The 23,985-nt window shown below is 72.0% G+C and carries 20 protein-coding genes; 9 read left to right on the forward strand and 11 right to left on the reverse strand.

The window, feature by feature from the left end; all coding sequences use genetic code 11:
• Positions 1-8 precede the first annotated feature (8 nt).
• A complete protein-coding gene (locus tag LQ940_RS17220; protein ID WP_231244696.1) occupies positions 9-443 on the reverse strand; it encodes an SRPBCC family protein in 435 nt (144 codons plus the stop codon).
• A 72-nt stretch (positions 444-515) separates the two neighbouring features.
• On the opposite strand from LQ940_RS17220, the gene LQ940_RS17225 reads away from it, so the two are divergent.
• Complete coding sequence (locus LQ940_RS17225; protein ID WP_231244695.1) at positions 516-2,162, forward strand: phospho-sugar mutase; 1,647 nt, start codon at positions 516-518, stop codon at positions 2,160-2,162.
• 25 nt (positions 2,163-2,187) lie between these two features.
• Here the strand turns inward: LQ940_RS17225 and LQ940_RS17230 are convergent, their stop codons facing one another.
• Positions 2,188-2,760 (reverse strand): hypothetical protein, encoded by a 573-nt coding sequence (locus LQ940_RS17230; RefSeq protein WP_231244694.1) that lies wholly within the window; start codon positions 2,758-2,760, stop codon positions 2,188-2,190.
• Positions 2,761-2,821: 61 nt separating this feature from the next.
• On the opposite strand from LQ940_RS17230, the gene deoC reads away from it, so the two are divergent.
• From deoC to LQ940_RS17250, 4 genes are read left to right on the forward strand one after another with little or no spacing between them, the layout of a single operon-like run.
• A complete protein-coding gene (gene deoC / locus LQ940_RS17235; protein WP_231244693.1) occupies positions 2,822-3,796 on the forward strand; it encodes a deoxyribose-phosphate aldolase in 975 nt (324 codons plus the stop codon).
• A 4-nt stretch (positions 3,797-3,800) separates the two neighbouring features.
• A complete protein-coding gene (locus tag LQ940_RS17240; RefSeq protein WP_231244692.1) occupies positions 3,801-5,252 on the forward strand; it encodes an aldehyde dehydrogenase family protein in 1,452 nt (483 codons plus the stop codon).
• 1 nt (position 5,253) lies between these two features.
• Positions 5,254-6,123, forward strand: coding sequence for an aldehyde dehydrogenase family protein (locus tag LQ940_RS17245; RefSeq protein ID WP_231244691.1), 870 nt, complete (start codon positions 5,254-5,256; stop codon positions 6,121-6,123).
• Positions 6,124-6,132: 9 nt separating this feature from the next.
• On the forward strand, positions 6,133-6,804 hold the full coding sequence (locus tag LQ940_RS17250; RefSeq protein WP_231244690.1) for a pentapeptide repeat-containing protein: 672 nt from the start codon (positions 6,133-6,135) through the stop codon (positions 6,802-6,804).
• A 75-nt stretch (positions 6,805-6,879) separates the two neighbouring features.
• On the opposite strand, the gene LQ940_RS17255 is transcribed toward LQ940_RS17250, so the two are convergent.
• From LQ940_RS17255 to LQ940_RS17265, 3 genes are all read right to left on the reverse strand, one after another.
• Positions 6,880-8,193 (reverse strand): HNH endonuclease signature motif containing protein, encoded by a 1,314-nt coding sequence (locus LQ940_RS17255; protein WP_231244689.1) that lies wholly within the window; start codon positions 8,191-8,193, stop codon positions 6,880-6,882.
• 989 nt (positions 8,194-9,182) lie between these two features.
• Positions 9,183-14,045 carry an NAD-glutamate dehydrogenase gene (locus LQ940_RS17260; protein ID WP_231244135.1) on the reverse strand — a complete coding sequence of 1,621 codons (4,863 nt, stop codon included), beginning with the start codon at positions 14,043-14,045 and terminating at the stop codon, positions 9,183-9,185.
• Positions 14,046-14,100: 55 nt separating this feature from the next.
• Positions 14,101-14,913: a tryptophan 2,3-dioxygenase gene (locus LQ940_RS17265; protein ID WP_231244136.1), complete on the reverse strand. Its 813-nt coding sequence runs from the start codon at positions 14,911-14,913 to the stop codon at positions 14,101-14,103.
• Between the two features lie 19 nt (positions 14,914-14,932).
• Here LQ940_RS17265 and LQ940_RS17270 point away from each other — a divergent pair, with 19 nt between their 5' ends.
• A complete protein-coding gene (locus tag LQ940_RS17270) occupies positions 14,933-15,415 on the forward strand; it encodes a DUF2505 domain-containing protein (RefSeq protein ID WP_231244137.1) in 483 nt (160 codons plus the stop codon).
• Complete coding sequence (locus LQ940_RS17275; RefSeq protein ID WP_231244138.1) at positions 15,412-15,900, forward strand: DUF2505 domain-containing protein; 489 nt, start codon at positions 15,412-15,414, stop codon at positions 15,898-15,900. The genes LQ940_RS17270 and LQ940_RS17275 overlap by 4 nt, the downstream gene beginning before the upstream one ends.
• On the opposite strand, the gene LQ940_RS17280 is transcribed toward LQ940_RS17275, so the two are convergent.
• The 4 genes from LQ940_RS17280 to LQ940_RS17295 form a co-directional block, all read right to left on the reverse strand.
• On the reverse strand, positions 15,885-16,076 hold the full coding sequence (locus LQ940_RS17280; protein ID WP_231244139.1) for a hypothetical protein: 192 nt from the start codon (positions 16,074-16,076) through the stop codon (positions 15,885-15,887). The genes LQ940_RS17275 and LQ940_RS17280 overlap by 16 nt on opposite strands.
• Positions 16,077-16,763: 687 nt before the next feature.
• Positions 16,764-18,392, reverse strand: a complete 1,629-nt coding sequence (pruA, locus tag LQ940_RS17285; RefSeq protein ID WP_231244140.1) for an L-glutamate gamma-semialdehyde dehydrogenase — start codon at positions 18,390-18,392, stop codon at positions 16,764-16,766.
• A gap of 44 nt (positions 18,393-18,436) precedes the next feature.
• Positions 18,437-18,769 carry a DUF6912 family protein gene (locus tag LQ940_RS17290; protein WP_231244141.1) on the reverse strand — a complete coding sequence of 111 codons (333 nt, stop codon included), beginning with the start codon at positions 18,767-18,769 and terminating at the stop codon, positions 18,437-18,439.
• Between the two features lie 2 nt (positions 18,770-18,771).
• Complete coding sequence (locus LQ940_RS17295; RefSeq protein WP_231244142.1) at positions 18,772-20,241, reverse strand: WS/DGAT/MGAT family O-acyltransferase; 1,470 nt, start codon at positions 20,239-20,241, stop codon at positions 18,772-18,774.
• A gap of 128 nt (positions 20,242-20,369) precedes the next feature.
• Here LQ940_RS17295 and LQ940_RS17300 point away from each other — a divergent pair, with 128 nt between their 5' ends.
• Both LQ940_RS17300 and LQ940_RS17305 read left to right on the forward strand, forming a co-directional pair.
• Complete coding sequence (locus LQ940_RS17300; RefSeq protein WP_231244143.1) at positions 20,370-20,729, forward strand: hypothetical protein; 360 nt, start codon at positions 20,370-20,372, stop codon at positions 20,727-20,729.
• 10 nt (positions 20,730-20,739) lie between these two features.
• A complete protein-coding gene (locus tag LQ940_RS17305) occupies positions 20,740-22,071 on the forward strand; it encodes a hypothetical protein (protein ID WP_231244144.1) in 1,332 nt (443 codons plus the stop codon).
• A gap of 23 nt (positions 22,072-22,094) precedes the next feature.
• On the opposite strand, the gene LQ940_RS17310 is transcribed toward LQ940_RS17305, so the two are convergent.
• Together LQ940_RS17310 and LQ940_RS17315 are read right to left on the reverse strand one after the other, a co-directional pair.
• Complete coding sequence (locus LQ940_RS17310) at positions 22,095-23,273, reverse strand: AAA family ATPase (protein ID WP_231244145.1); 1,179 nt, start codon at positions 23,271-23,273, stop codon at positions 22,095-22,097.
• On the reverse strand, positions 23,273-23,950 hold the full coding sequence (locus tag LQ940_RS17315) for a hypothetical protein (protein ID WP_231244146.1): 678 nt from the start codon (positions 23,948-23,950) through the stop codon (positions 23,273-23,275). The genes LQ940_RS17310 and LQ940_RS17315 overlap by 1 nt, the downstream gene beginning before the upstream one ends.
• Between the last annotated feature and the right edge of the window lie 35 nt (positions 23,951-23,985).

Genomic DNA, 23,985 nt, shown 5'->3' on the forward strand with positions numbered 1-23,985 from the left:
ACGGGGGCTCAGCCGGCTCCGAGCCGCCGGCGCAGGCCCTCGAGACAGCCGGCCAGCATCCGGTCGTGGTTCCAGCGCAGCACCGGCCGTGCGACGTACGACGCCAGCGCGAGCGCCCCCGAGACGGCGACCGACTGCTCGAAGAGCATCCGGGTGCCGTCCGCGACCGGATCCAGCCGCCAGCGCACGGTTCCGTCGAGGTCGCCGGCCACGGCCACCTCCACGACCGGGGCGGACCGGGAGACCGCGTGCAGGAGCAGGTCGAGCCGGTAGGGCAGCACCGAGCGGCAGATCACCCGGGCGTCGTCCGGGCCAAGCTTGGCGACCGCGAGGATCTGCGGCCACCACTCGGGGTAGTGCTCCAGGTCGACCACCACCTCGCGCACCGCCTCGACCGGCGCGGCCACGGTCCACTCGGCGCGGAACTCGTAGGTCGCCCTCATCACGAGTGGTCCGTGGCGGGGGCAGGGGGGCTCACGGTGGGAACGCTACGGGGCCGACGCTACGGTGCCGTCATGACGCCCGACCTCTCTCAGCTTCTGGACCGTGCGCGCGAGTGGGCCAGGCAGGACCCCGACGACGTGACCCGCGCCGAGCTCGAGGGCGCGGTCGCCGCGGTCGAGGGCGGCGCGGACCCGGCCGACCTGCAGGACCGCTTCGACGGCACGCTGGAGTTCGGCACCGCCGGGCTGCGTGGCGCGCTCGGAGCCGGGCCCAACCGGATGAACCGGGTGGTCGTGCTCCGCGCCGCTGCCGGCCTGGCGGCGTACCTGCGCGAGCAGGGGACGGTGGGCCCGGTCGTCATCGGCTACGACGCCCGGCACAACTCCGACATCTTCGCCCGGGACACCGCCGAGGTGATGAACGGCGCCGGGATGACCGCCTGGATCCTGCCCCGGCCGCTGCCCACGCCGATCCTGGCGTTCGCGATCCGCGAGCTGGGCTGCGTGGCCGGCGTGATGGTCACCGCCAGTCACAACCCGCCGCAGGACAACGGCTACAAGGTCTACCTCGGCGACGGCACCCAGATCGTGCCGCCCGCCGACGTCGAGATCGCGCGTCACATCGCGGCCGTGGGGCCGGTGGCCGAGATCGTGCGCGGCCGCGCGGGCAAGGTGCTGACCGAGGACGTGGTCGACCGCTACCTCGACACCGTCGCCGGCCTCGCCGTCGACGGGCCGCGCGACCTCAACGTGGTCTACACGCCGCTGCACGGCGTAGGCGCCACCTCGGTCGTCCAGGTGCTCGAGACCGCCGGCTTCGCCCAGCCGCGTGTGGTCGCGGAGCAGGAGGAGCCCGACCCGGACTTCCCGACCGTCGCGTTCCCCAACCCCGAGGAGCCGGGTGCGATGGACCTGGCCATGGCCCTGGCCGCGCGCCACGGCGCGGACCTCGTCGTGGCCAACGACCCGGACGCCGATCGCTGCGCCGCCGCGGTGCCGGGCCTGCACGGCTGGCGGATGCTGCGCGGCGACGAGGTCGGCGCCCTGCTGGCCTCCCACCTGCTGTCCTCGGGAAAGCAGGGCACCTACGCCGCCTCGATCGTCTCCTCGTCGCTGCTGGGGAAGATGGCCGGGGCCGCCGGCCAGCCGTACGTCGAGACGCTCACCGGGTTCAAGTGGATCGGGCGGGTCGACGGGCTGGCGTTCGGCTACGAGGAGGCGCTGGGCTACTGCGTCGACCCCGAGCACGTCCGCGACAAGGACGGCGTCTCCGCGCTGCTGCTGCTGTGCGAGATCGCCGCCGGCGCCAAGGCCGAGGGCCGCTCCCTGACCGACCTGCTCGACGACATCGCGGTCGAGCACGGCCTGCACGCCACCGACCAGGTCTCCGCGCGCGTCGACGACCTGGCCGAGATCGGCGCCGCCATGGCGCGCCTGCGCGCGACCGCGCCGGCGAGCCTGGGCGGCCTGGCCGTCCTCGGGGTCGACGACCTGTCGCTGGGCTCCCCCGCCCTGCCGCCCACCGAGGGCCTGCGCTACCGGCTGGCCGAGAGGGCGCGGGTGATCGTGCGCCCGAGCGGCACCGAGCCCAAGATCAAGTGCTACCTCGAGGTCGTCGTGCCGGTCGACCCCGCCGACGGCGTGGAGGCCGCGCGGATCTCGGCCGCCGGCCGACTCGACGCGCTCGGCCGCGACATCCGGGCCGCGGCCGGGATCTAGCCGAGAGCCGGGAGCGCCGGGGTCCTCAGAGCACGAGGGAGACGACCAGCGCGACCGAGAGCAGCACCACCCCGACCAGCTCGGGCCAGGCGGGAGAGCGGCGTACCTCCTGGCCGAGGGCGACCTGCTCGGGCGAGCCGAGGCGGATCCCCGCGACCGCGCGGGCGTCCTCCATGCGCTGGCGGATCCGGCCTTCGACGAAGTCGGCGTACTCCACATCGGTGGCGGGCCCCGAGGGCTGCCGGCGCAGCTGCCGGCGGGACTTGCCGACGGCGGGCGAGACGTAGCGCCGGTCTCCCGCGCGCACAGCGAGCAGCTGGCGGACCGCGAGCTCCTCGATCGCGGCGAGCGGGATGCTCACCGTCTCCAGCATGTTGCGCAGCTCCAGCCGGTCGCCGACCACCGAGACCCGGGGTCGGAGCATGGCCGCCCAGCACAGCAGCCCGATGAGGGCGGCGAGCACGATGGTCCAGGTGGGGATGTCGGCGTCCCGGTCGATCACGCCGATGCCGACGACGAGCACCGCGAGCGCCAGTCCGACTCCCCCCATGATCCGTCCGCCGGTCGGCGCGAATCGCTCCCGCTGGTCCTCGCTCACATCACTCCTCACGCCGTCCTCCGGTTGCTGCACGTCTGCGCGTCAACCCTATGCTGGGGGGATGCCTTCCTCACCCACCACCGCGACCGACGAGGGCGCCGCAGCGCGCTTCTCGGACGTCACGAGGTCCGACGCTTCGCTGCGGAGCTTCCTGCACGGACTGCCGGGTGTCGACCAGGTCGGCGCCGACGCCCGGGCCGCCTCGCTCGGCACGCGGTCGATCAAGACGACCGCCAAGGCCTACGCCCTGGACCTGGCCATCCGCATGGTCGACCTGACGACGCTGGAGGGCCAGGACACCCACGGCAAGGTCCGCGCCCTCGCGGCCAAGGCGATGCGACCGGACCCCTCCGACCCCACTTGTCCGGCCACCGCCGCCGTCTGCGTCTACCCCGACATGGTGGCCACCGCGAAGGCCGTCCTGGGCGACAGCGGGGTCAACGTCGCGGCGGTCGCGACGGCCTTCCCGAGCGGCCGCGCGGCCCTCGACATCAAGCTCGCCGACACCCGCGACGCCGTCGAGGCCGGGGCCGACGAGATCGACATGGTGATCGACCGCGGTGCGTTCCTCTCCGGGCGCTACCTGCAGGTGTTCGAGGAGATCGTCGCCGTGCGCGAGGCCTGCGGCAGCGCGCACCTGAAGGTGATCTTCGAGACCGGCGAGCTGCAGACCTACGACAACGTCCGGCGCGCCTCCTGGCTGGCGATGATGGCGGGCGCCCACTTCATCAAGACCTCCACCGGGAAGGTGCAGCCCGCCGCGACGCTGCCGGTGACGATGATCATGCTCGAGGCGGTCCGCGACTTCCGCGAGACCACCGGACAGATGGTCGGGGTCAAGCCGGCCGGCGGCATCCGCACGGCCAAGGACGCGATCAAGTACCTGGTGATGGTCAACGAGGTCGCGGGTCCGGACTGGCTCGACCCGGACTGGTTCCGGTTCGGCGCCTCGACGCTGCTCAACGAGCTGCTCATGCAGCGCACCAAGATGACGACCGGGCGCTACTCCGGTCCCGACTACTTCACGTTGGACTGAGGACATGGCCCAGATCTTCGAGTACGCCCCCGCCCCCGAGTCGCGCGCAATCGTCGACATCAAGCCGTCGTACGGCCTGTTCGTCAACGGCGAGTTCGTCGACGGCCACGGCGCGCCGTTCAAGACCATCAGCCCGGCCACCGAGGAGGTCCTCTCCGAGGTCGCCGAGGCAGACGAGGCCGACGTCGACCTCGCGGTCCGCGCCGCGCGCCGGGCGCACACCCGCGTCTGGGGCCGGATGCCCGGACGCGAGCGCGCCAAGTACCTCTACCGGATCGCGCGGATCATCCAGGAGCGCGGCCGCGAGCTGGCCGTCCTGGAGACGATCGACAACGGCAAGCCGATCAAGGAGTCCCGCGACGTCGACGTCCCGGTGGCCGCCGCCTTCTTCTTCTACTACGCCGGCTGGGCCGACAAGCTGGAGTACTCCCTGCCAGGAAATGTGGGTGGCAGTCCCCGCTCGCTGGGCGTCGCCGCCCAGATCATCCCGTGGAACTTCCCGCTGCTGATGCTGGCCTGGAAGATCGCGCCCGCGCTGGCCGCCGGCAACACGGTCGTGCTCAAGCCGGCCGAGACCACGCCGCTGACGGCGCTGCTCTTCGCGGAGATCTGCCAGCAGGCGGACCTGCCGCCGGGCGTCGTCAACATCATCACCGGCGCGGGCGGCACCGGTCAGGCGCTCGTCGCGCACCCGGACGTCGACAAGGTCGCCTTCACCGGCTCGACCGAGGTCGGCAAGGCGATCGCGCGCACGGTCGCCGGGACCGAGAAGAGGGTCACCCTCGAGCTGGGCGGCAAGGCGGCCAACATCGTCTTCGACGACGCCCCGCTCGACCAGGCCGTCGAGGGCATCGTCAACGGCATCTTCTTCAACCAGGGCCACGTCTGCTGCGCCGGCTCCCGGCTGCTCGTCCAGGAGTCCGTCGCCGAGGACCTGCTCGCCCGCCTCAAGCGCCGCATGGGCACCCTGCGGCTCGGCGACCCGCTTGACAAGAACACCGACATCGGGGCCATCAACTCCGCCGAGCAGCTGGCGCGCATCCGCGAGCTGTCCGACATCGGCGAGTCCGAGGGCGCCGGGCGCTGGTCGCCGGAGTGCGAGCTGCCGAGCAACGGCTTCTGGTTCCCGCCGACGATCTTCACCGGTGTCACCCAGGCCCACCGGATCGCTCGCGAGGAGATCTTCGGCCCGGTGCTGTCGGTGCTGACCTTCCGCACGCCCTCGGAGGCCATCGAGAAGGCCAACAACACGCCGTACGGCCTCTCGGCCGGGGTGTGGACCGACAAGGGGTCCCTGATCCTGAAGATGGCGAGCGCGCTGCGCGCCGGGGTGGTCTGGGCCAACACGTTCAACAAGTTCGACCCGACCAGCCCGTTCGGCGGCTACCAGGAGTCGGGCTACGGCCGCGAGGGTGGCCGCCACGGCCTCGCGGGTTACCTGAAGGGGGGCGAGTGACATGTCACGCGTCGACGTCCGCAAGACCTACAAGCTCTTCATCGGCGGGCAGTTCCCGCGCTCGGAGTCGGGCTACTCCTACGTCGTGCATGACTCGAAGGGAGCCTTCGTGGCCAACGCCGCGCTCGCCTCGCGCAAGGACGCCCGCGACGCCGTCGTGGCCGCACGCAAGGCCTTCGGCGGGTGGTCGGGCAAGACCGCGTACAACCGCGCGCAGATCCTCTACCGGATCGCCGAGATCATGGAGGACCGCCGGCCCCAGCTCGTCCAGGCCGTGCGTCAGTCCGAGGGCCTGACCGGCTCGCGCGCCGAGAAGGTGCTCGACGAGTCGATCGACCGCCTGGTCTGGTACGCCGGGTGGGCCGACAAGCTCACCCAGGTGATCGGCAACGCCAACCCGGTCGCCGGGCCGTTCTTCAACCTGTCGACGCCCGAACCGAGCGGGGTCATCGCCGTACTCGCGCCCCAGGAGTCCTCGCTCCTCGGTCTGGTCAGCGCCGTCGCGCCGGTCATCGTCACCGGCAACACCGCGGTCGTGATGTCGTCCTACGAAAGGCCGCTGCCCGCCGTCACGTTCGCGGAGTGCCTGGCCACCTCCGACGTCCCCGGCGGCGTGGTCAACATCCTCACCGGCGAGGCCGCGACCCTCGCGCCGTGGCTGGCCTCGCACATGGACGTCAACGGCATCGACCTGCTCGGCGCCGCCGGCGATCCCGAGCTCGCGACCTCGCTCGAGGTCGCGGCGGCCGACAACCTCAAGCGGGTGCGCCGCGCGCCGGCCGCCGAGCCGGACTTCGGCGTCGACCCGGGACTGGACGCGATGACCTCCTTCGTGGAGATCAAGACCGTCTGGCACCCGATCGGGGTCTGACCGCCCCCCATGGCGAAGACCGCTCGTCCCTCCACCCACCCTCCCCACCTCGACCCGGTGGTCCACCGCGCGCTCGGCGCGGGGTCGTCCGACCTGCTCGTCGCCGACGCCGACCTGCACGGGCTGTCGTTCGACGACCTCGCCCTGCCCGAGCTCGCACTCGGCGGCGCGTCGGTCGACGGCTGCCGGTTCGCCGGCGTCGCGGCCCGGGAGGCGGACTGGCGCTCCACGCGGCTGCGCGAGACGACCTTCGACCGGCTCGACGTGCCCGTCGTACGCGCGCCTCGCGGGGTGTGGCGCGACGTCCTCTTCTCCGGCGCGCGGCTGGGCTCCGTCGAGGCCTACGAGACCGACTGGCACTCGGTGCACTTCGTCGGCTGCAAGCTGAGCTTCGTCAACCTGCGCGGCGCCGAGCTGCTCGACGTCGCCTTCACCGACTGCGTCGTCGAGGAGCTCGACCTGCTGAGCACCACCGCCCGCCGGGTCGCCTTCCGCGGCACCCGGCTCGGTCGTCTCAACGCCCAGCAGGCCCGGCTGGAGCACGTCGACCTCCGCGGCTGCGAGCTGGAGGCCGTGGACGGCCTGGACGGCCTGCGCGGCGCCACCATCAGCCCCGCTCAGCTCGACCTCCTCGCGCCGTTGTTCGCGCAGGACAAGGGGCTCAAGGTCGAGGAGCGCTGAGAGCCCCCGGGCGTCAGCCAGCACAGCCTGCTCCGGACGTGCCGGCGGCCCCGCCGGTGGCGGGGTGTGGGGCGATCAGGGTCTCTGGCGCACGACCGGCTCGGTGCCGGTGTGGTCGCGGCGGTAGGTGTGGCCGTGGGGTGAGTGCCACAGGTAGTTGCCGCGGTCCAGGACGTCGTAGGACCAGCGGCCGTGGGTCTTCAGGCGATGGTGCCCGCGACACAGTGGAGCGGAGTTGCAGGAGCAGGTCGGTCCGCCCTTGTTGTAGGGGGTGACGTGGTCGTGGTCGCACCTCTCGGCGGGCCGGGTGCACCACGGGAACACGCAGTGGTGGTCGACCAGGTCGTCCTGCTCGATGAGCCGGGCCGGGTGCTCGTAGGCCGCGACGTGGACGTGATCGGCGAGGTCGCGCACGGGCTTGAGGTTGATGACGGTGGTGCCCGGTGCGCCGCACCACTCGCGGATGGTCTCGACGAGCACGGGTCTGCGGCCGCATCTGCCGACTGTGGCGTTCGGGTCGCCGAACACGCCGGCCTCGTGGACGTGCAGGTCGATCACCCGGGTCACCTTGATGACGGCCGGCGCCTCGGTGGTTGAGGAAGGACGAAGTCCTGTCTCGAAACCACCCTCACCGTCCTCATCATCACCGAAGGGCAGCATGTTCTGCCCCCGAGCCAGATCACCGGCGGCCTGCGCCCGACGTACGTCCAGCGGCTCGCTCGACCCCGCCGCCTTCCGGTCGGCCGCGAGCCGGTTGATCGCGGCGTCGAAGTCGAGCGCGTCCTGCGCATCCAAGGTCCCGGACACCTCGATCGTGCCCTCGAGGGATAGGTCGTCCTTGTGCACGTCGAGCTTGCGCCCGTCCGCGGCCTGGCGGCGCAGCTTCTCGGCCTGCTCGGGGTCGAACCTGGCCATCGCGGTCGCGATCTGGCGCTCGACCTCGGCGTAGGAGACCTTGTGCGCGCAGTAGGCGACCTGCTGGTCCACGTAGGCGGCACCCGCCATAGGCAGGCACTTGGTGTGCTCGGCGATCCAGCGTGCCTTCCAAAACCCCAGCTCCCCGGTCTCCACGCGGGCCCAGATCCTGGGGAGGCGGAACCTGATCTCGAGCACGGCGCCGACGTAGCGCTTGGCGGAGTCGGTCGACATGGCCAGCGCGGCGCCGAGCTCCATGACCGCGAACTCACTGACCATCGGCGCGCCGGGTCCGGCCAGGGGGATGCCGTGGTCGCTGAAGACCGCGGCGTCGTCCTCGTCGTGGGTCTCGTGGAGGTGACACCAGTCAAGCGTCAGATGGAGGCGGCCGAGCTCGGCGTCGATCGCGGCCTGGGTGTGCGCGCGGACACCGTCGAGCAGTTGTCTGCTCTGGTCGGGTCCGGGGGTGCTCATGGGTCTACTCAAGCACCCGCCACCGACAGTCGAGGGACGAGAATCCCCTTTGTCCACAGGGCTCTGAGAACTTCTCGCGTCTCGGTGGTCGAGGTGCGAAGGCGTGCAACGCCTGAGCCTCGAGACCCCCCGCGGCCTGACCGCCGTACCCCGGGGCTGCTTCCCGGCTCACTGGGTCTCGAGGCTCGTCGCTGGCGCTCCTCGCACCTCGACCACCGGAAGGCCTCGTTCGGTGGTCGAGGTGCGAAGGCGTGCAACGCCTGAGCCTCGAGACCCCCCGCGGCCTGACCGCCGTACCCCGGGGCTGCTTGTCGGCTCACCGGGTCTCGAGGCTCGTCGCTGGCGCTCCTCGCACCTCGACCACCGGAAGGCCTCGTTCGGTGGTCGAGGTGCGAAGGCGTGCAACGCCTGAGCCTCGAGACCCCCCGCGGCCTGACCGCCGTACCCCGGGGCTGCTTGTCGGCTCACCGGGTCTCGAGGCTCGTCGCTGACGCTCCTCGCACCTCGACCACCGAAAGGCCCCGGTGGTCGAGGTGTGAAGGCGTGCAGCGCCTGCGCCTCGAGACCCCGGTGACCTGACCGCCGTACCCCGGGGCTGCTTGTCGGCTCACCGGGTCTCGAGGCTCGTCGCTGGCGCTCCTCACACCTCGACCACCGAAAGGCCTCGTTCGGTGGTCGAGGTGCGAAGGCGTGCAACGCCTGAGCCTCGAGACCCCCCGCGGCCCGACCGCCGTACCCCGGGGCTGCTTGTCGGCTCACCGGGTCTCGAGGCTCGTCGCTGGCGCTCCTCACACCTCGACCACCGAAAGGCCTCGTTCGGTGGTCGAGGTGCGAAGGCGTGCAACGCCTGAGCCTCGAGACCCCCCGCGGCCCGACCGCCGTACCCCGGGGCTGCTTCCCGACTCACCGGGTCTCGAGGCTCGTCGCTGACGCTCCTCACACCTCCACCGAGATAGCCGCCGCGATCCTCGCGCGTCGACCACCGGGGGCTAGGACAGGAGGCCGCGGACGACGCGGAGGCCGACGGACATGCGGGCCAGGTCGGCGGTGTCGTCGGTGGTGATCTCCTGGAGGGTGTCGGCGGCGCGGTTGACGACGACGGCGTCGGCCTCCTCCCACTGCGCGATGCGCGCCGGGGCGGGGTCGTCGGGCGAGGTCGTCGTGAGCACCTGGTGGGTGAGCGAGGCGTGGACGGCGTGCAGGTCGTCGCGAAACGCGGCGCGGGCCATGGTCTGCCAGCGGTCCTCGCGGGGCAGCCCGAGGATGCGCTGCACCAGCGACGGCAGCCCCAGCCGCTCGCCCAGGGCGAAGTGCACCCGCGCGACGTCGGCGGGGTCGATGGACTCGCGGTGCGCGATCTCGATGATGTTGAGCAGCATGTACGCCGGCGGCAGCACCGCCACGCGCGAGGCCAGCCCCTCGGGCACCTCCTTCGCCACGAGCGCGTCGCGCCGCTCCTCGTACGCCGTGAGCTCGCGGCCGGTCATCAGGTCCGGGAGCTGCGCCAACGTCTCCTGCACCGGCGCGGAGAAGAAGTCCACGGTCGCCTGGCTGTCCAGCGGCGGGCGACGGTTGCTGACCAGCCACCTCGAGGCGCGCTCGACCAGCGTGCGCATCTCGATCCGCATCCGGGTCTGCACGGCGGCGTCCAGCTCGTTGTCGAGCGCCTTCACGTCGTTGCGCAGCGGCAGCGACGCGAAGATCTCGCGGGCCACGAAGTTGGCGCGCACCAGGTCCGCGGCGTCGGCCCCGGTCTCTCCTGCCAGGCGCGGCCAGTAGGTCATGCCGGCGCCGTTGACCAGGTCGTTGACCACCTGGGTCACGATGATCTCGCGGCGCAGCGGGTGCTCGGTGACGGGAGTCTCGAAGCCCTCGCGCACCTGCCGCGGGAAGTACGCGCGCAGGTCCAGGTCCAGATAGGGGTCGTCGGGCAGCGCCGACTCCAGCAGCTCGTCGGCGAGGACGATCTTGGTCCAGGCCAGCAGGACCGAGAGCTCCGGCGCGGTCAGGCCCTCACGACGCTCCAGCCGGCGGCGTACCTCGCGGCTCGACGGCAGCCCCTCGATCTCGCGGTTGAGGATCCCGTCGCTCTCGAGCCGCTTCATCCAGAACTCGTGGACGTGCAGCAGCGGCCTGGCGTTGAACGCGGCGTTGGCGAGGGCGAGGTTCTGCTCGTAGTTGTCCTGCAGGACCAGGTCGGCGACCTCGTCGGTCATCTCGACGAGGAGCCGGTTGCGCTGCTTCTCAGTCAGGTCTCCGGCGGCCACGACCCGGTCGAGCAGGATCTTGATGTTGACCTCGTGGTCGGAGGTGTCGACGCCGGCGGAGTTGTCGATGAAGTCGGTGTTGATCCGGCCGCCGGCCATCGCGTACTCGATCCGGCCGGCCTGGGTGAACCCCAGGTTGCCGCCCTCGCCGACGCAGCGGGCGCGCAGGTCCCCGCCGTCGACCCGGATGGCGTCGTTGGCCTTGTCGCCGACGTCGGAGGAGGTCTCGTCGGCGCCCTTGACGTAGGTGCCGATGCCGCCGTTCCACAGCAGGTCCACGGGCGCGAGCAGGATGGCGCGCATCAGCTCGGTGGGCGTCATGGAGTCCACCTCGCCGTCGATGCCGAGGGCGGACCGGATGTGGCCGTTGAGCCTGATCGACTTCGCCGAGCGGGAGAACACGCCGCCGCCCTCGGAGATCAGGGAGGCGTCGTAGTCCTGCCACGACGAGCGCGGGAGCTCGAAGAGCCGGCGCCGCTCGGCGTACGACGTGGCGGCGTCGGGGTCGGGGTCGAGGAAGATGTCGCGGTGGTCGAAGGCCGCCACCAGGCGGGTGTGCTCCGAGCACAGCAGCCCGTTGCCGAAGACGTCGCCGGACATGTCGCCGACGCCCACGCAGGTGTGGTCCTCGCTCTGGCAGTCCACGCCCAGCTCGCGGAAGTGCCGACGCACGGACACCCAGGCGCCACGGGCGGTGATGCCCATGGCCTTGTGGTCGTAGCCCACCGAGCCGCCGCTGGCGAAGGCGTCGCCGAGCCAGAAGCCGTAGTCCCTCGCCACCTGGTTGGCGATGTCGGAGAACGTCGCGGTGCCCTTGTCCGCGGCGACGACCAGGTAGGAGTCGTCGCCGTCGTGGCGCACGACCCGGCGTGGCGGGACGGTCTCGCCGTCGACCAGGTTGTCGGTGACGTCGAGCAGCCCTGAGATGAAGGTCCGGTAGCAGGCCACGCCCTCGGCCATCCAGGCGTCGCGGTCGGAGGAGTCGGGCAGCTGCTTGCAGAAGAAGCCGCCCTTCGCACCGACCGGCACGATCACGGTGTTCTTCACCATCTGGGCCTTCACCAGGCCGAGGGCCTCGGTGCGGAAGTCGTCGCGCCGGTCCGACCAGCGCAGTCCCCCGCGCGCCACCGCGCCGAAGCGCAGATGGACCCCCTCGACACGCGGCGAGTACACGAAGATCTCGAAGCGCGGCCGCGGCTCCGGCAGCTCGGGGATCGCCGACGGGTCGAGCTTGAAGGACATGTACGGGTGCGGCCGGCCGTCCTCGGCGCCCTGGAAGTAGCTGGTGCGCAGGGTCGCGAGGACGTGGGTGAGGTAGGAGCGCAGGATCCGGTCGTCGTCGAGGCTGACCACCTCGTCGAGCGCCGCCAGGATGCGCTGGCGCAACTCGTCGACCCGCGCCGTGCGCGCCTCGTCGTCCGCGGTCAGGCCGTCGGCGCCGGGGTCGAAGCGCGCCTCGAAGAGGCGCACCAGCAGCCGCGTGATGTCGACGTTGCCGGACAGCGCGTCCTCGATGTAGTCGAGGGCGAACGGCGAGCCGCCCTGCCTCATGTACTTCGCGTAGGCCCGCAGCACGGTGGCCTGACGCCAGGTGAGGCCGGCGCCGAGGACCAGCGAGTTGAAGCCGTCGATCTCGTTGAACCCCTCCCACACCGCCCGCAGCGCGTCCTGAAAGGGCTCGCGCGCGCCGGCGGGCAGGGACCGGCCGTAGCGCAGCCCGAACTCGTAGATGTACGACGGGCGCGGCAGTCCGGCCAGCGCGTAGGGCCGCTCGTCCACGACCTCGACGCCCATCGACGACAGCATCGGCAGGATCTCCGACAGCGAGAGGGGCTCGCCGATGCGGAACACCTTGAGCCGGGCCTCGCCGCGGCCCGCGTCCAGCTCCTCGTAGAGCGACAGGTCGATGCCGACGTCGCCCGGGATCGCCTCGAGCCGGCCCAGGTCCACCGCGGCCGTGCGGGCCGGGAAGTCCTCCTTGTAGGCCTCCGGGAAGCAGTCGAGGTAGCGCCGGCCGAGGGTCGCGCCCACCTCCTCGCCGTACTCGGCCATCACCGCGGCCATGAAGTCGTCGCGCCACGAGCGGGAGGCGTCGCCCAGGCGGCGCTCCAGCTCCTGGGTGTCGACCTCGGGGATCTCCTCGCCCTTGGGCAGGCGCACCACGAAGTGGACGCGCGCGGTGGTCGACTCGTTGATGCGCACCGTGAACTCGACGGAGTCGCCGCCGAAGCGGTCCTTGAGGATCTGTGCGAACCGCTCCCGGACGCTGGTGTTGTAGCGGTCGCGCGGCAGGTACACGAGCACGGACACGTAGCGCCCGTAGGTGTCGCGGCGCACGAAGAGCCGCAGGGCCCGGCGCTCGCGGGCCACCATCGCGGCCTCCGCCATGGGTGCCAGCTCATCGACGGGGGTGTGGAACAGCTCGTCGCGCGGGTAGGTCTCCAGGGTGTCCATCAGCGCCTTGCCGGCGTGGCTGCGCGGGTCGAAGCCGCTGCGGCGCAGGACGGCCTCCGCCTTGTCGCGCAGCAGCGGGATCCGCAGCAGCGACTCGGTGTAGGCGGCGCTGGAGAAGAGCCCCAGGAAGCGACGCTCGCCCGACACCTCGCCGTTGGCGTCGAAGGTCTTGACCCCCACGTAGTCGAGGTACGCCGGACGGTGCACCGTCGCGCGGGAGTTGGCCTTGGCCAGCACCAGCAGCGTCTTCTCGCGGGCCTTGGCCTTGACCTTCTCGGGCAGCCGGCCGAACGACTCGGCCATCTCCTGGTCGGCGCGCAGGATGCCCAGGCCGGTGCCGGGCACGGCCCGCAGGAAGTCGTCGTCGCCCTGGCGCTCCAGGGAGTACTCGCGGTAGCCGAGGAACGTGAAGTGCTCGTCGGAGAGCCAGGCCAGCAGGTCGGCGGCCTGGCGCACCTCCTCGGGGTCCAGCGGGGGCGGGTCGGACTCCAGGCCGCTCACGATGGCGCGGATCTGGGCGTGCATCTTCTCCCAGTCCTCGACCGACTCACGGACGTCGCGCAGCACCCGCTGCACGTCCTCGACGATCGCGGCCGGGTCGTCGTCCTCGCGCAGCCGGTCGATCTCGACGTGCATCCACGACTCGCGCACGGCGTCGTCGTCCGGGGCGCTGGAGCCGTCGTCGACGGGGCGGACCTCCTGCAGCGCGCCGGTGATGTCGCGCACGACGTCGTAGTTGGGGTGGATGACCAGGTGCACGTCGCGCAGCTGGCGGGAGAGCTCCATCGTCAGCGAGTCGACCAGGAACGGCATGTCGTCGACGACGACCTCGACGACCGAGTGGCCGCCCGCCGACCAGCCGTACTCGCTCAGCGTCGGCGTGAGGACCCGGACCCGGGCCGTGCCCTGCGGGCGCTCGGCGGCCAGCTTGTGGTGCGACGCCAGGGCGCCGTAGACGTCGACGGCGGAGCGCCCGAGCAGGTCCTCCGGCGCGATGTGGCGGTAGTAGGCGCGCAGCAGCGCGTCCACCCGGTCGGGCGGCGGTGCGCCGCTCCCCTTCCGTTGCCGGGCCAGGTCGATGGCCTGGTCGAGGAGCTCCGCCTTGTCCACATCCTGCGTCGTCGTTGACACCCTCCCGACCCTAGGTCGTGGCGTGCGCAGTGTCACAACGGGGCCTCGGGTGGCCCTACAGCTCGCTGCGCAGGTCCCACAGGAGCGGGAAGTACTGCAGGGGCAGCCGGCTGCGCAGGTACGTCGAGCCGCTCGAGCCGCCCGTGCCGGACTTGGACCCGATCATCCGCTCGACCATCACGACGTGGCGCGCCCGCCAGCTCGCGGCCAGCTCGTCGTGCTGCAGCAGTGCCTCGCCGAGCGCCCACACGGCGGCGTACCGGGACCGGTCGTGCGCGACCGTCCGCATCGACGCGGACACCTCCGCGTCGTTGGCGGCGGGGAGCCCCTGGGCGCGCAGGACGTCGAGGAAGGCGTCCCACAGCGTCGGCTCCTCGAGGCGGCGCCCCAGCCGCTGCCGCTCCTCGTCGGTGAGACCGCGGAAGCGCTCGACGTACGCCGCGTCCTTGGCACCCGAGAGGAACTCCAGCTCACGGAACTGCACCGACTGGAACCCACTGGCCGGCGCCAGCTGCTGGCGGAACTGCAGGAAGTCCTGGGGGGTCATGGTCTCGAGGACGTCGACCTGCTGCACGAGCACCCGCTCGATCACGTGCACCCGCTGGAGCAGGTGCTGGGCCCACCAGAGGTCGCCGGACGTCATGGCGTCGCGCGCCGCGGTCACCTCGTGCAGGAGCTGCTTGAACCACAGCTCGTAGACCTGGTGGATGGTGATGAACAGCAGCTCGTCGTGGGCGGGTGGATCGGACTCCAGGTGCTGGGAGTCGAGCAGCTGGGACAGCCGAAGGTAGCTGCCGTAGGTCAGCTGCGCGCCCTGCTCGCCGAAGGACACGAAGCTCTCGCCGGGGTGCTCCTCTTGAGTGCTCACAAGGTGCATGATGTCGCACATGCTGATGCGCACCGAGCTCTCCTACGACGCTCCCCCGGCCGACGTGTTCGCGATGCTCTCCGACCCGGCCTTCCGGGAGCGAGTCTGCGAGGCCCAGCACGCGGCGTCGTACGACGTGAGCGTCGACGTCGCCGGCGCGGGCCTCACGGTCCGGGTCGAGACCGAGCAGAACACCTCGGGGCTGCCGTCGATCGCGAAGAGGTTCGTGGGCGAGACCACGACCGCGATCATGACCGAGACCTGGAAGGACGGCTCCGGGGGCGCCGTCGACATCAGCGCCCCGGGCAAGCCGACCAAGGTCACCGGCACCGTCGCGCTGCGCGAGGCCGGCACCGGGACGATCCAGACCGTCGAGCTGGACGCCAAGGTCAAGGTGCCGCTGGTCGGCGGCAAGCTCGAGCAGCTCCTCGTCGACACCCTCCAGAGCGCCTACGCCAAGGAGCAACAGGTCGGCACGGCCTGGCTGGCAGGTGAGCGGTGAGCCGCGAGGTCCTCCACCGGCTCACCTACAACGCGCCGCCCGAGCGGGTCGCCGCGATGCTGCGCGACGCCGACTTCCGGCGTGAGGTCTGCGCCGCCATCGGCATGAGCCGGGCCGAGGTGTCGGTGTCGGTGGCGGAGGACAGCGACTCCGCCGAGATCGTCCTCGACCAGTGGCAGCCCACCTCCGACCTGCCGGCGTTCGTGAGGAAGCTCGTGGGCGAGGAGACCCACATCGTCCAGACCGAGTCGTGGGCCGGGGCCACCCGGGGCGACATCGTGGTCACGATCCCCGGCAAGCCCGGCGACATGAGCGGCACGGCCGTGCTCACCGATGAGGCCGGCGTGACCACCGAGACCGTCGCGCTGACGATCACGGTGGGGGTCCCGCTGGTGGGCGGCAAGATCGAGGCCCTGATCGGCGACATGCTGCTGGACGCCCTCAAGACCGAGAACCGCCTGGGGCGCGACTACCTCTCGCGCTGACCCTCGGCCTCGTCCTCGGCGGCCCCGTCCTCCGAGGCCGCGTCCTCCGCGGCCTCCTGTCGCCGCCGTACGGCGATCACGATCCCCAGCACCACGAACGGCCCGAAGGCCAGCGCGATCGTCAGCGCCTGCTCCACCGGGTGGAGGGCGCCGAGGTGCAGCGGGACGAGGTTCATCGGAACCATTCTCCCCTACCGGTCCCAGGCGAGCCCCCTCGGTGGTCGAGGTCCGAAGGCGCCCCCGCCCCTCGGTGGTCGAGGTCCGAAGGCACCTCCGCCCCTCGGTGGTCGAGGTGCGAAGGCGCCCCGCGCCTGAGCCTCGAGACCCCGTGAGACACGCAGGGCGGCGACCAACCGGGTCACCGCCCTGCCCCACTCACCGGGTCTCGAGGCTCGTCGCTGACGCTCCTCGCACCTCGACCACCGAACCACCACACGCCCCTCGGTGGTCGAGGCGCGAAGGCGCCCCCGCCCCTCGGTGGTCGAGGTCCGAAGGCACCTCCGCCCCTCGGTGGTCGAGGTGCGAAGGCGCCCCGCGCCTGAGCCTCGAGACCCCGTGAGACACGCAGGGCGGCGACCAACCGGGTCACCGCCCTGCCCCACTCACCGGGTCTCGAGGCTCGTCGCTGACGCTCCTCGCACCTCGACCACCGAACCACCACACGCCCCTCGGTGGTCGAGGCGCGAAGGCGCCCCCGCCCCTCGGTGGTCGAGGTGCGAAGGCGCCCCGCGCCTGAGCCTCGAGACCCCGCGAGACACGCAGGGCGGCGACCAACCGGGTCACCGCCCTGCCCCACTCACCGGGTCTCGAGGCTCGTCGCTGGCGCTCCTCGTACCTCGACCAGCGAACCACCGCGCCGTGCCCTACCCCATGTACGGGTAGCGGTAGTCGGTGGGAGGCACGAAGGTCTCCTTGATGGACCTCGGGCTGGTCCAGCGCAGGAGGTTGAGGGCGGCGCCGGCCTTGTCGTTGGTGCCGGAGGCGCGGCCGCCGCCGAAGGGCTGCTGGCCGACGACGGCGCCGGTGGGCTTGTCGTTGACGTAGAAGTTGCCGGCGGCGAAGCGCAGGGTGTCGGTGGCCCAGGCGACGGCGGCCCGGTCGCGGGCGATGATCGCGCCGGTGAGCGCGTACGGCGCGAAGGACTCCATCTGGGCGACGACCTTCTCGAAGTCACCGTCCTCGTAGACGTGCACCGCGAGGATCGGGCCGAAGTACTCGGTCGAGAACATCTCGTCGGTCGGGTCGCCGCCCTCCACGACGGTGGGTCGGACGAAGTAGCCCACCGAGTCGTCGACCTGGCCGCCGGCGAGGACGGTCAGGCTCCGCGAGCGCTTGGCGCGGGCGATGGCCGCCTGGTGCTTGGCGAACGCACGGTCGTCGATGACCGCGCCCATGAAGTGCGACAGGTCGGTGACGTCACCCATCGAGATCGCCTCCACCTCGGCGATGAGGTCGTCCTTCATCTTGTTCCACACCGAGCGGGCGACGTAGGCACGCGAGGCGGCGGAGCACTTCTGGCCCTGGAACTCGAACGCACCGCGGATCATCGCCACCCGCAGCGCGTCCGGGTCGGCGGAGGGGTGCGCGACGATGAAGTCCTTGCCGCCCGTCTCGCCCACGATGCGGGGGTAGGCGCGGTAGCCCGAGATGTTCTCCCCCACCGTGCGCCACAGCGCCTGGAACGTCGGGGTCGAGCCGGTGAAGTGGATGCCGGCCAGGTCGGGGTGCGCGAGGGCGACCTTCGAGACCTCGAGGCCGTCGCCGGGGAGCATGTTGATCACGCCCGGCGGCATGCCGGCCTCCTCGAGCAGCTCCATGGTCAGCGACGCGGCGAGCTGCTGGGTCGGCGAGGGCTTCCAGATGACCGTGTTGCCCATCAGCGCCGGCGCGGTCGGCAGGTTGCCCGCGATCGCGGTGAAGTTGAACGGCGTGATCGCGTAGACGAAGCCCTCGAGCGGGCGGTGGTCGGTGCGGTTCCAGATGCCCGGGCTGTTGGCGATCGGCTGGTCGGTGAGGATCTGCTTGGCGTAGTGGACGTTGAACCGCCAGAAGTCGATCAGCTCGCACGCCGAGTCGATCTCGGCCTGGAAGGCCGTCTTCGACTGGCCCAGCATCGTCGCGGCGTTGATCCGCTGGCGCCACGGGCCGGCGAGCAGGTCGGCGGCCTTCAGCAGCACCGCGCACCGGTCGTCCATGCTCATCGCCGCCCAGTCCGGGGCGGCCTTCGCGGCCGCCTTCACCGCCGCCTGGGCGTCGGCCTGGGTGGAGTTCTTCATGACCCCGAGGACGTGCTGGTGGTCGTGCGGCTGCACGACCTTGATCTCGGCGCCGCCGCCCGCTCGCTTGCGGCCGCCGATGTGGGCGCGCAGCGTGACCTGCTTGCGCTCCTGCCGCTCCAGCTCCGCGAGCAGCTCGGCCCGCTCGGTGCTGCCGGGGGCGTAGGTCAGGTTGGGCTCGTTGGTCGGGGTCGGCGGGAAGGAGATCGCGTCCATGCTTCGGATGTTGTCACCCGCCGGTCGGGTTGTCGAAGCCGCCGTCAGGCGCCGCCGACCAGCTCCGGGAGCTCCTGGGTGGCGAACCAGGCCAGGTCGTCGTCGGGGTCGGTGAAGTCCTCGACGTCGGCGTGCGCCGCCACCACCCGTCGCAGGGCGATCGGCCGGCCCTCCGAGGCGACCTCGGCGACCACGACCACCCGGCGCCCCGCGCCGCCGATCAGCTCGGCCGACTCGTCAGCGGCGGTCATGAGGGCGGCGTACTCCGACTCCTCGTCGTCGTCCGGCGGCGAGATCGGCTCGGCCGGCCAGGGGACCTCGCCGGCCGAGAGCCAGTCCGCGAGCAGCTCCAGCGAGGCGGGCACGTAGACGCGCATCCTCAGCCCTTCTTCTTCTTCGGCTGTTTCTTCGCGTCGGGGCGGGCGGTCTGCCGCCGGCCGCGCGGCGCCCGCGATCCCGAGCCGGTCGACGCCTCGACCAGCTCGTCGAGCGCCTCCTGGATGCACGTGCCGAGGAGGTCGGCGTCCGGGATCTGCACCCGGTCGGCGGTGAGGCCGTAGAACACCCGCCCGTGGTACGACGTCACGCCGATCGCCAGCGGGTGCCCGGTGAGCAGCGGCGGCACGGGGTAGCTGCTGACCATGCGCGCGCCGGCGGCGTACAGCGGGGACTGCGGCCCCGGGACGTTGGTGACGTTGAGCCGGTAGCTGCGGCGCTCGTCGGACGCGACCCGCGAGCCGATGGCGTGGAACGTGGTGGGAGCGAAGCCCGCGATCCCGGCCAGACGGTTGGCCGCCACGCCGCGACCGGTCTCCTTGTGGGCCTGGAAGGAGTAGCTCACCTGGTGCAGTCGGACGAGCGGGCTCGACTCCCCCACCGGCAGGTCGACGAAGTGGGCCGCGATCTGGCTGCCGAGCGAGGTGGCCTCGAGCTCGGAGTCGATGACCGACACCGGCACCACCGCACGGATCTGGCGGACCCCCTTGAGCGACTCCCCCCGCGTCATCAGCCACGCGCGCAGCCCGCCGGCCACGGTGGCCAGAATGACGTCGTTGACCGTGCCCCCGTGGGCCTGGCGAATGGTGCGGTAGTCCTCCAGCGGGGTGTCCAGGGTGACGATGCGCCGCTGCTGGGACAGCCGGCCGGTGATGGGCGACTCCCGGGGAGGGCGCCGCCCACTGAGCGCGTACGCGACCGCGCGGGTGCGCTGGGCCGTGGCCGACGCCGTGCGCATGGCCGCCCCGGAGTGACCACGCACGGTGTCGACCAGGGTGTCGGGCTCGGTCAGCGAGTCCCGGAAGGCACCGGTCATCAGCCCCAGCTGCGACGGCCCCCGGCGCGGCGTCCAGCCGTCGCCGCCCAGCTGCTTGGGCGTGTCGCTGACGTCGAGCAGCACCTGCCCCAGGTCGACGGTGTGCACTCCGTCGACGAGGACCTGGTGGGTCTTGGACAGCAGGGCGATGCGCCCCTCTTCGAGCCCCTCGACGAAGTAGACCTCCCACAGCGGCCGGGCGCGGTCGAGGGGACGCGAGACGATCCGCGCCACCAGGTCGCGCAGCTGGTCGATCGTGCCAGGGCGCGGCAGGGCCGAGCGGCGGACGTGGTAGCTCATGTCGAAGTGGTCGTCGTCGACCCAGACCGGGTTGGCCAGCCGCCCGGGGACCGACTGGACCTTCTGCCGGTAGCGGGGCACGAACGAGATGCGGTCCTCGATCAGCTCGAGCAGCCGGTCGTGGTCGAAGCCCGAGTCACCCGGCTCGAAGATCTCGATGGTGGCGTTGTGCATCGGGGTCTGAGGAGTCTCCTCCGCCAGGAACGCGAGGTCTCGCGGCCGCAGTCGCTCGCTCATGTGGCGCTCCTCTCCCCGTGGGTGGACCCCACGTGGACCCCGCTGATCCGCGCTTGTCTCCCATGGGATTCTGGCAGAGGCGTGCCACCGTCGCGCCACCCCCTCCGTCAACGATAAGGAATCTCACCATGCGCCGAACCTTGGCGAGCATGGCCGTGCTCGTGTCGACCCTGGCCACCGTCACCGCGTGCGGCGACGACGAGTCTTCGAACGGCGACGGCGCTGGGACCGAGACCATCGAGATCACCTTCGAGGGCGACACCGTGACCCCCAACGCCGAGCGCGTGGAGGTCGGCGTGGACCAGCCCGTGGACCTGGTGGTGACCGCCGACGAGCCCGGCGAGATCCACGTGCACTCCGACCCGGAGCAGGAGTTCGCGTACGACGCGGGCGAGACCACCTTCGAGCTCGCGATCGACCGGCCGGGCGTGGTCGAGGTCGAGTCGCACGACCTCGACGTCGTGATCGTCCAGCTCGAGGTCAGCTGACCGCCACGCCGTGACCGCCTCCGACAACCCGCTCGCCCACGGCATCGGCGGCTCCGCCGACCTGCCGATCTCACCCTCCCTGGCCATCGCCGGGGCCGTCGCCGCCCTGGTCGTGTCCTTCACGGTCCTGGCCCTCGCCTGGCGCACCCCGCGCTACGACTCGAGCAGCAGCGGACGCCCGGCGTGGCCGTGGCTCGACCGCCTGGTGCACTCGTCGGCCTGGCGGGTCGGCCTGCGGGTGGTCGGGTTCGTCGTGTTCGCCTACGCGGTCATGGTCGCCGTCCTCGGCGAGGACCAGCTCACCAACCCGATCTTCGGGATCTTCTACGTGTGGTGGTGGGTGGGGCTGGTCCCGCTCTCGCTCCTGTTCGGACCGGTGTGGAGGGCGATCAGCCCGGTCCGCACCATCAACCTCGCCTTCGCCAGGATCTCGGGCAGCGACCCCGAGGTCGGCATGCTCGAGTACCCGCGGCGGCTGGGCTACTGGCCCGCCGCCCTCGGCCTGTTCGCGTTCGTCTGGCTGGAGCTGGTCTACCCGTTCAGCACCGAGCTGGGACCGGTGCGGCTGTGGTGCGCGGCCTACGTGGCGATCATGCTGATCGGGGGTGCGCTGTTCGGCAACTCCTTCTACGAGCGCGCCGACCCGTTCGAGGTCTACTCCACGCTGGTCTCCAAGATGTCGGTCTGGGGCAGCAGCCGCGAGGGCCGGCTCCTGGTCCGCAGCCCGCTGGCCAACCTGGCCACGGTCGTCGCGCAGCCCGGACTCGTGGCCGTCGTGGCCGTGCTGTTCGGCAGCACCGCCTTCGACTCCTTCCGCGAGTCCTCGGTCTGGGTGCGCTACGTCCAGTCGACCGACACCTCGTCATTCCTGCTGAACAACCTGGCGCTCGTGGTCTTCTGCGTCGGCGTCGGCCTGATCTTCGCCGCCGGCTGCATGCTCACCGGCGTCGCGCCCGGCACCGACCGCCGTACCCTGCCGGACCTGTTCGCCCACTCGGTGATCCCGATCGTCGTCGGCTACATCGTGGCCCACTACCTGAGCTACCTGGTGCACGCCGGGCAGAACACCCTCATCCAGGCCAGCGACCCGTTCGGCAACGGCTCGGACATCCTCGGCACCGGCGACTGGTCGGTGAACTACTGGCTCTCCTACCACCCCACCCTGCTCGCCAACATCAAGGTCCTCGCCGTCGTCCTCGGCCACGTCCTCGGCGTCATCGCCGCGCACGATCGCGCCCTCAAGCTGCTCCCCCGCCGCCACCAGCTCACCGGCCAGCTGCCCCTGCTGTTCGCGATGATCGCCTTCACCGTCGGCGGCCTCTACCTGCTGTTCGCGTCCTGACCTGACCGAGGAACGAGGTCGGGTCAGACGACGATCGCGTCGGCCAGCGACGAGACCGCCCGCAGCAGCGGCGAGTCGCCCGACTCGACGAGCGTGCGGCCGGTGACGAGCGCCCGGTCGACGGCGCTGCGGTCGTCGGGCAGGAAGTGCAGCCCGGAGAGCCGGGTGAAGCCGCCCACCATCCCGGCGATGTCCTTCTCCGACCAGCCCAGGCTGGGACGCATCCGGTTGACGACGACGCGCACGGCCGCACCGCCGGTGTGCTCGCGTACCTCGACCAGGGCCCGGGCCAGCCGCGAGAGCCCGACCGGGTCGGCGGTCCCCACGACGAGCACCTCGTCGGCCGCCTCCAACGCACCGCGGGTCAGCTGGTTGCGACCCGGCCGGGTGCCGTAGTCCTGGCCGGGCTCGTCCTCCAGGCTGAACCCGGTGTCGATGACGACGTCGCCGCGCTCGCGGGCCACCTCCAGCAGGGCCTCCACGGTCCCGGCGCGCACCTCGACCCATCGGTCCGCGCGCGGCAGGCCGGTCACGACCGAGAGGTGCGGTCCGACCGCGCGCTGCACGGAGGCGAGACGCTCGGCGAGCAGCCCGCTGGTGGCGAGGCGCGCCGCGGAGAGCAGGCCGGACACCTCGTCCAGGATGCCGAGCTGCTGGGCGACGCTGCCGCCGTAGGGGTCGGCGTCCACGAGGATCGTGCGCCGCCTGCGGCGCGCCAGCTCCGCGGCCAGCCCGGCGGCGACCGTCGTACGGCCCGGGGCGCCGGCGGGCCCCCAGACGGCCAGGACCCGCCCGCCGGGGCCGGGAGGCGCGCCGGCGTCGGCCGGCTCGGGCAGCATCGGTGGCGCGGGCTCGTCGGCGCCGAGGACTGCGTCGGGCAGCGTGTCGAGGCCGTCGTCGGGGACCAGCGTCGCGATGCCGATGCGCGAGGCCCGGACCCGGCCGCCCTCCCACGCCTCGGCCGGCACCACCGCGACCGGGCGAACGTCGTAGCGGCGCAGGTGGTCGACCGCCGCCACGTCCAGGCCGGGGGTGTCCAGGCCGAGCACCGCCACGTCGGCCTGCCCGGCGGAGGCGGATGCGAGCAGGTCGTCGACGTCCACGCACCGCTTGAGGACGACGATGTCGCGGTGGCCGCCGAGCAGGGTCAGGGCGGGAGACTCCCAGGCGGCGCCGGAGGCGACGACCAGGACGACGATCATCAGCCGCGCCGCACCACGGTGAGCACAGGGCTGTCGAAAGAGTTGAGCAGCTCGAAGAATGCCTGCGCGTCGCGCTCCGGCACCGCGAGGTCGAGCTGGCGCTCCCCGCTGGCGCCGAAGGTGTCGTCGAGCCCGGGGGCGGCGACCACCGTCACCGCCTGGAGGGCCGGCTCCCCCGGCCCGCCGGGGCCCGGGGCCTGCGGGTCGGTCGAGCGCGCGACGATGAAGACGTCGACGACCGAGCCGGCGCCGACCGAGGCCGGCACCCGCTCCGCTGAGACGGAGATCGGCACCTGGAGGGTGTCGGTCTGCTCGGCCGGGCCGACCGCGCCCCGCGGCAGCAGCTCGCCCTCCCCGACGCCGCGCAGCAGCTCCAGGTCGGCGGGCAGGGCGTCGTCGCTGGTGAAGTAGCGGTCCAGCTGCGCGTCGTCGGCGAAGCGCACCCGGTGGGCGACCAGGTCGTCCTCGGTGACCAGGTCGCCGGCGCCCATGTCGGTCGCGACGCCCCACACCGAGACCGTGTCGTCGGCGGCGGCGAGCAGGCGCGCGCCCCCGACGACCGAGGCCGCGACGATCGCGACGCCGATCCACAGGCGCGGGTCGCGCCAGCCCGGCGTGGCCGCACGCACCGCGGGCGGTGGTGGCGCCGCGCCCGGGCTCCCGAGGTTCCTGGACACGAGCACATCATGCCTCCGTCGGCCGCCCCGGTCAC

The sequence above is a fragment of the Nocardioides sp. cx-173 genome, assembly GCF_021117365.1.
Lineage (GTDB): Bacteria > Actinomycetota > Actinomycetes > Propionibacteriales > Nocardioidaceae > Nocardioides.

What these genes read in the sequence shown, in the direction of transcription:
- LQ940_RS17220 (WP_231244696.1), bottom strand. Translation starts at nt 443, where the DNA reads ATGAGGGCGACCTACGAGTTCCGCGCCGAGTGGACCGTGGCCGCGCCG.
- LQ940_RS17225 (WP_231244695.1), top strand. Translation starts at nt 516, where the DNA reads ATGACGCCCGACCTCTCTCAGCTTCTGGACCGTGCGCGCGAGTGGGCC.
- deoC (WP_231244693.1), top strand. Translation starts at nt 2,822, where the DNA reads ATGCCTTCCTCACCCACCACCGCGACCGACGAGGGCGCCGCAGCGCGC.
- LQ940_RS17240 (WP_231244692.1), top strand. Translation starts at nt 3,801, where the DNA reads ATGGCCCAGATCTTCGAGTACGCCCCCGCCCCCGAGTCGCGCGCAATC.
- LQ940_RS17245 (WP_231244691.1), top strand. Translation starts at nt 5,254, where the DNA reads ATGTCACGCGTCGACGTCCGCAAGACCTACAAGCTCTTCATCGGCGGG.
- LQ940_RS17250 (WP_231244690.1), top strand. Translation starts at nt 6,133, where the DNA reads ATGGCGAAGACCGCTCGTCCCTCCACCCACCCTCCCCACCTCGACCCG.
- LQ940_RS17255 (WP_231244689.1), bottom strand. Translation starts at nt 8,193, where the DNA reads ATGAGCACCCCCGGACCCGACCAGAGCAGACAACTGCTCGACGGTGTC.
- LQ940_RS17270 (WP_231244137.1), top strand. Translation starts at nt 14,933, where the DNA reads ATGCTGATGCGCACCGAGCTCTCCTACGACGCTCCCCCGGCCGACGTG.
- LQ940_RS17280 (WP_231244139.1), bottom strand. Translation starts at nt 16,076, where the DNA reads ATGAACCTCGTCCCGCTGCACCTCGGCGCCCTCCACCCGGTGGAGCAG.
- pruA (WP_231244140.1), bottom strand. Translation starts at nt 18,392, where the DNA reads ATGGACGCGATCTCCTTCCCGCCGACCCCGACCAACGAGCCCAACCTG.
- LQ940_RS17290 (WP_231244141.1), bottom strand. Translation starts at nt 18,769, where the DNA reads ATGCGCGTCTACGTGCCCGCCTCGCTGGAGCTGCTCGCGGACTGGCTC.
- LQ940_RS17295 (WP_231244142.1), bottom strand. Translation starts at nt 20,241, where the DNA reads ATGAGCGAGCGACTGCGGCCGCGAGACCTCGCGTTCCTGGCGGAGGAG.
- LQ940_RS17300 (WP_231244143.1), top strand. Translation starts at nt 20,370, where the DNA reads ATGCGCCGAACCTTGGCGAGCATGGCCGTGCTCGTGTCGACCCTGGCC.
- LQ940_RS17310 (WP_231244145.1), bottom strand. Translation starts at nt 23,273, where the DNA reads ATGATCGTCGTCCTGGTCGTCGCCTCCGGCGCCGCCTGGGAGTCTCCC.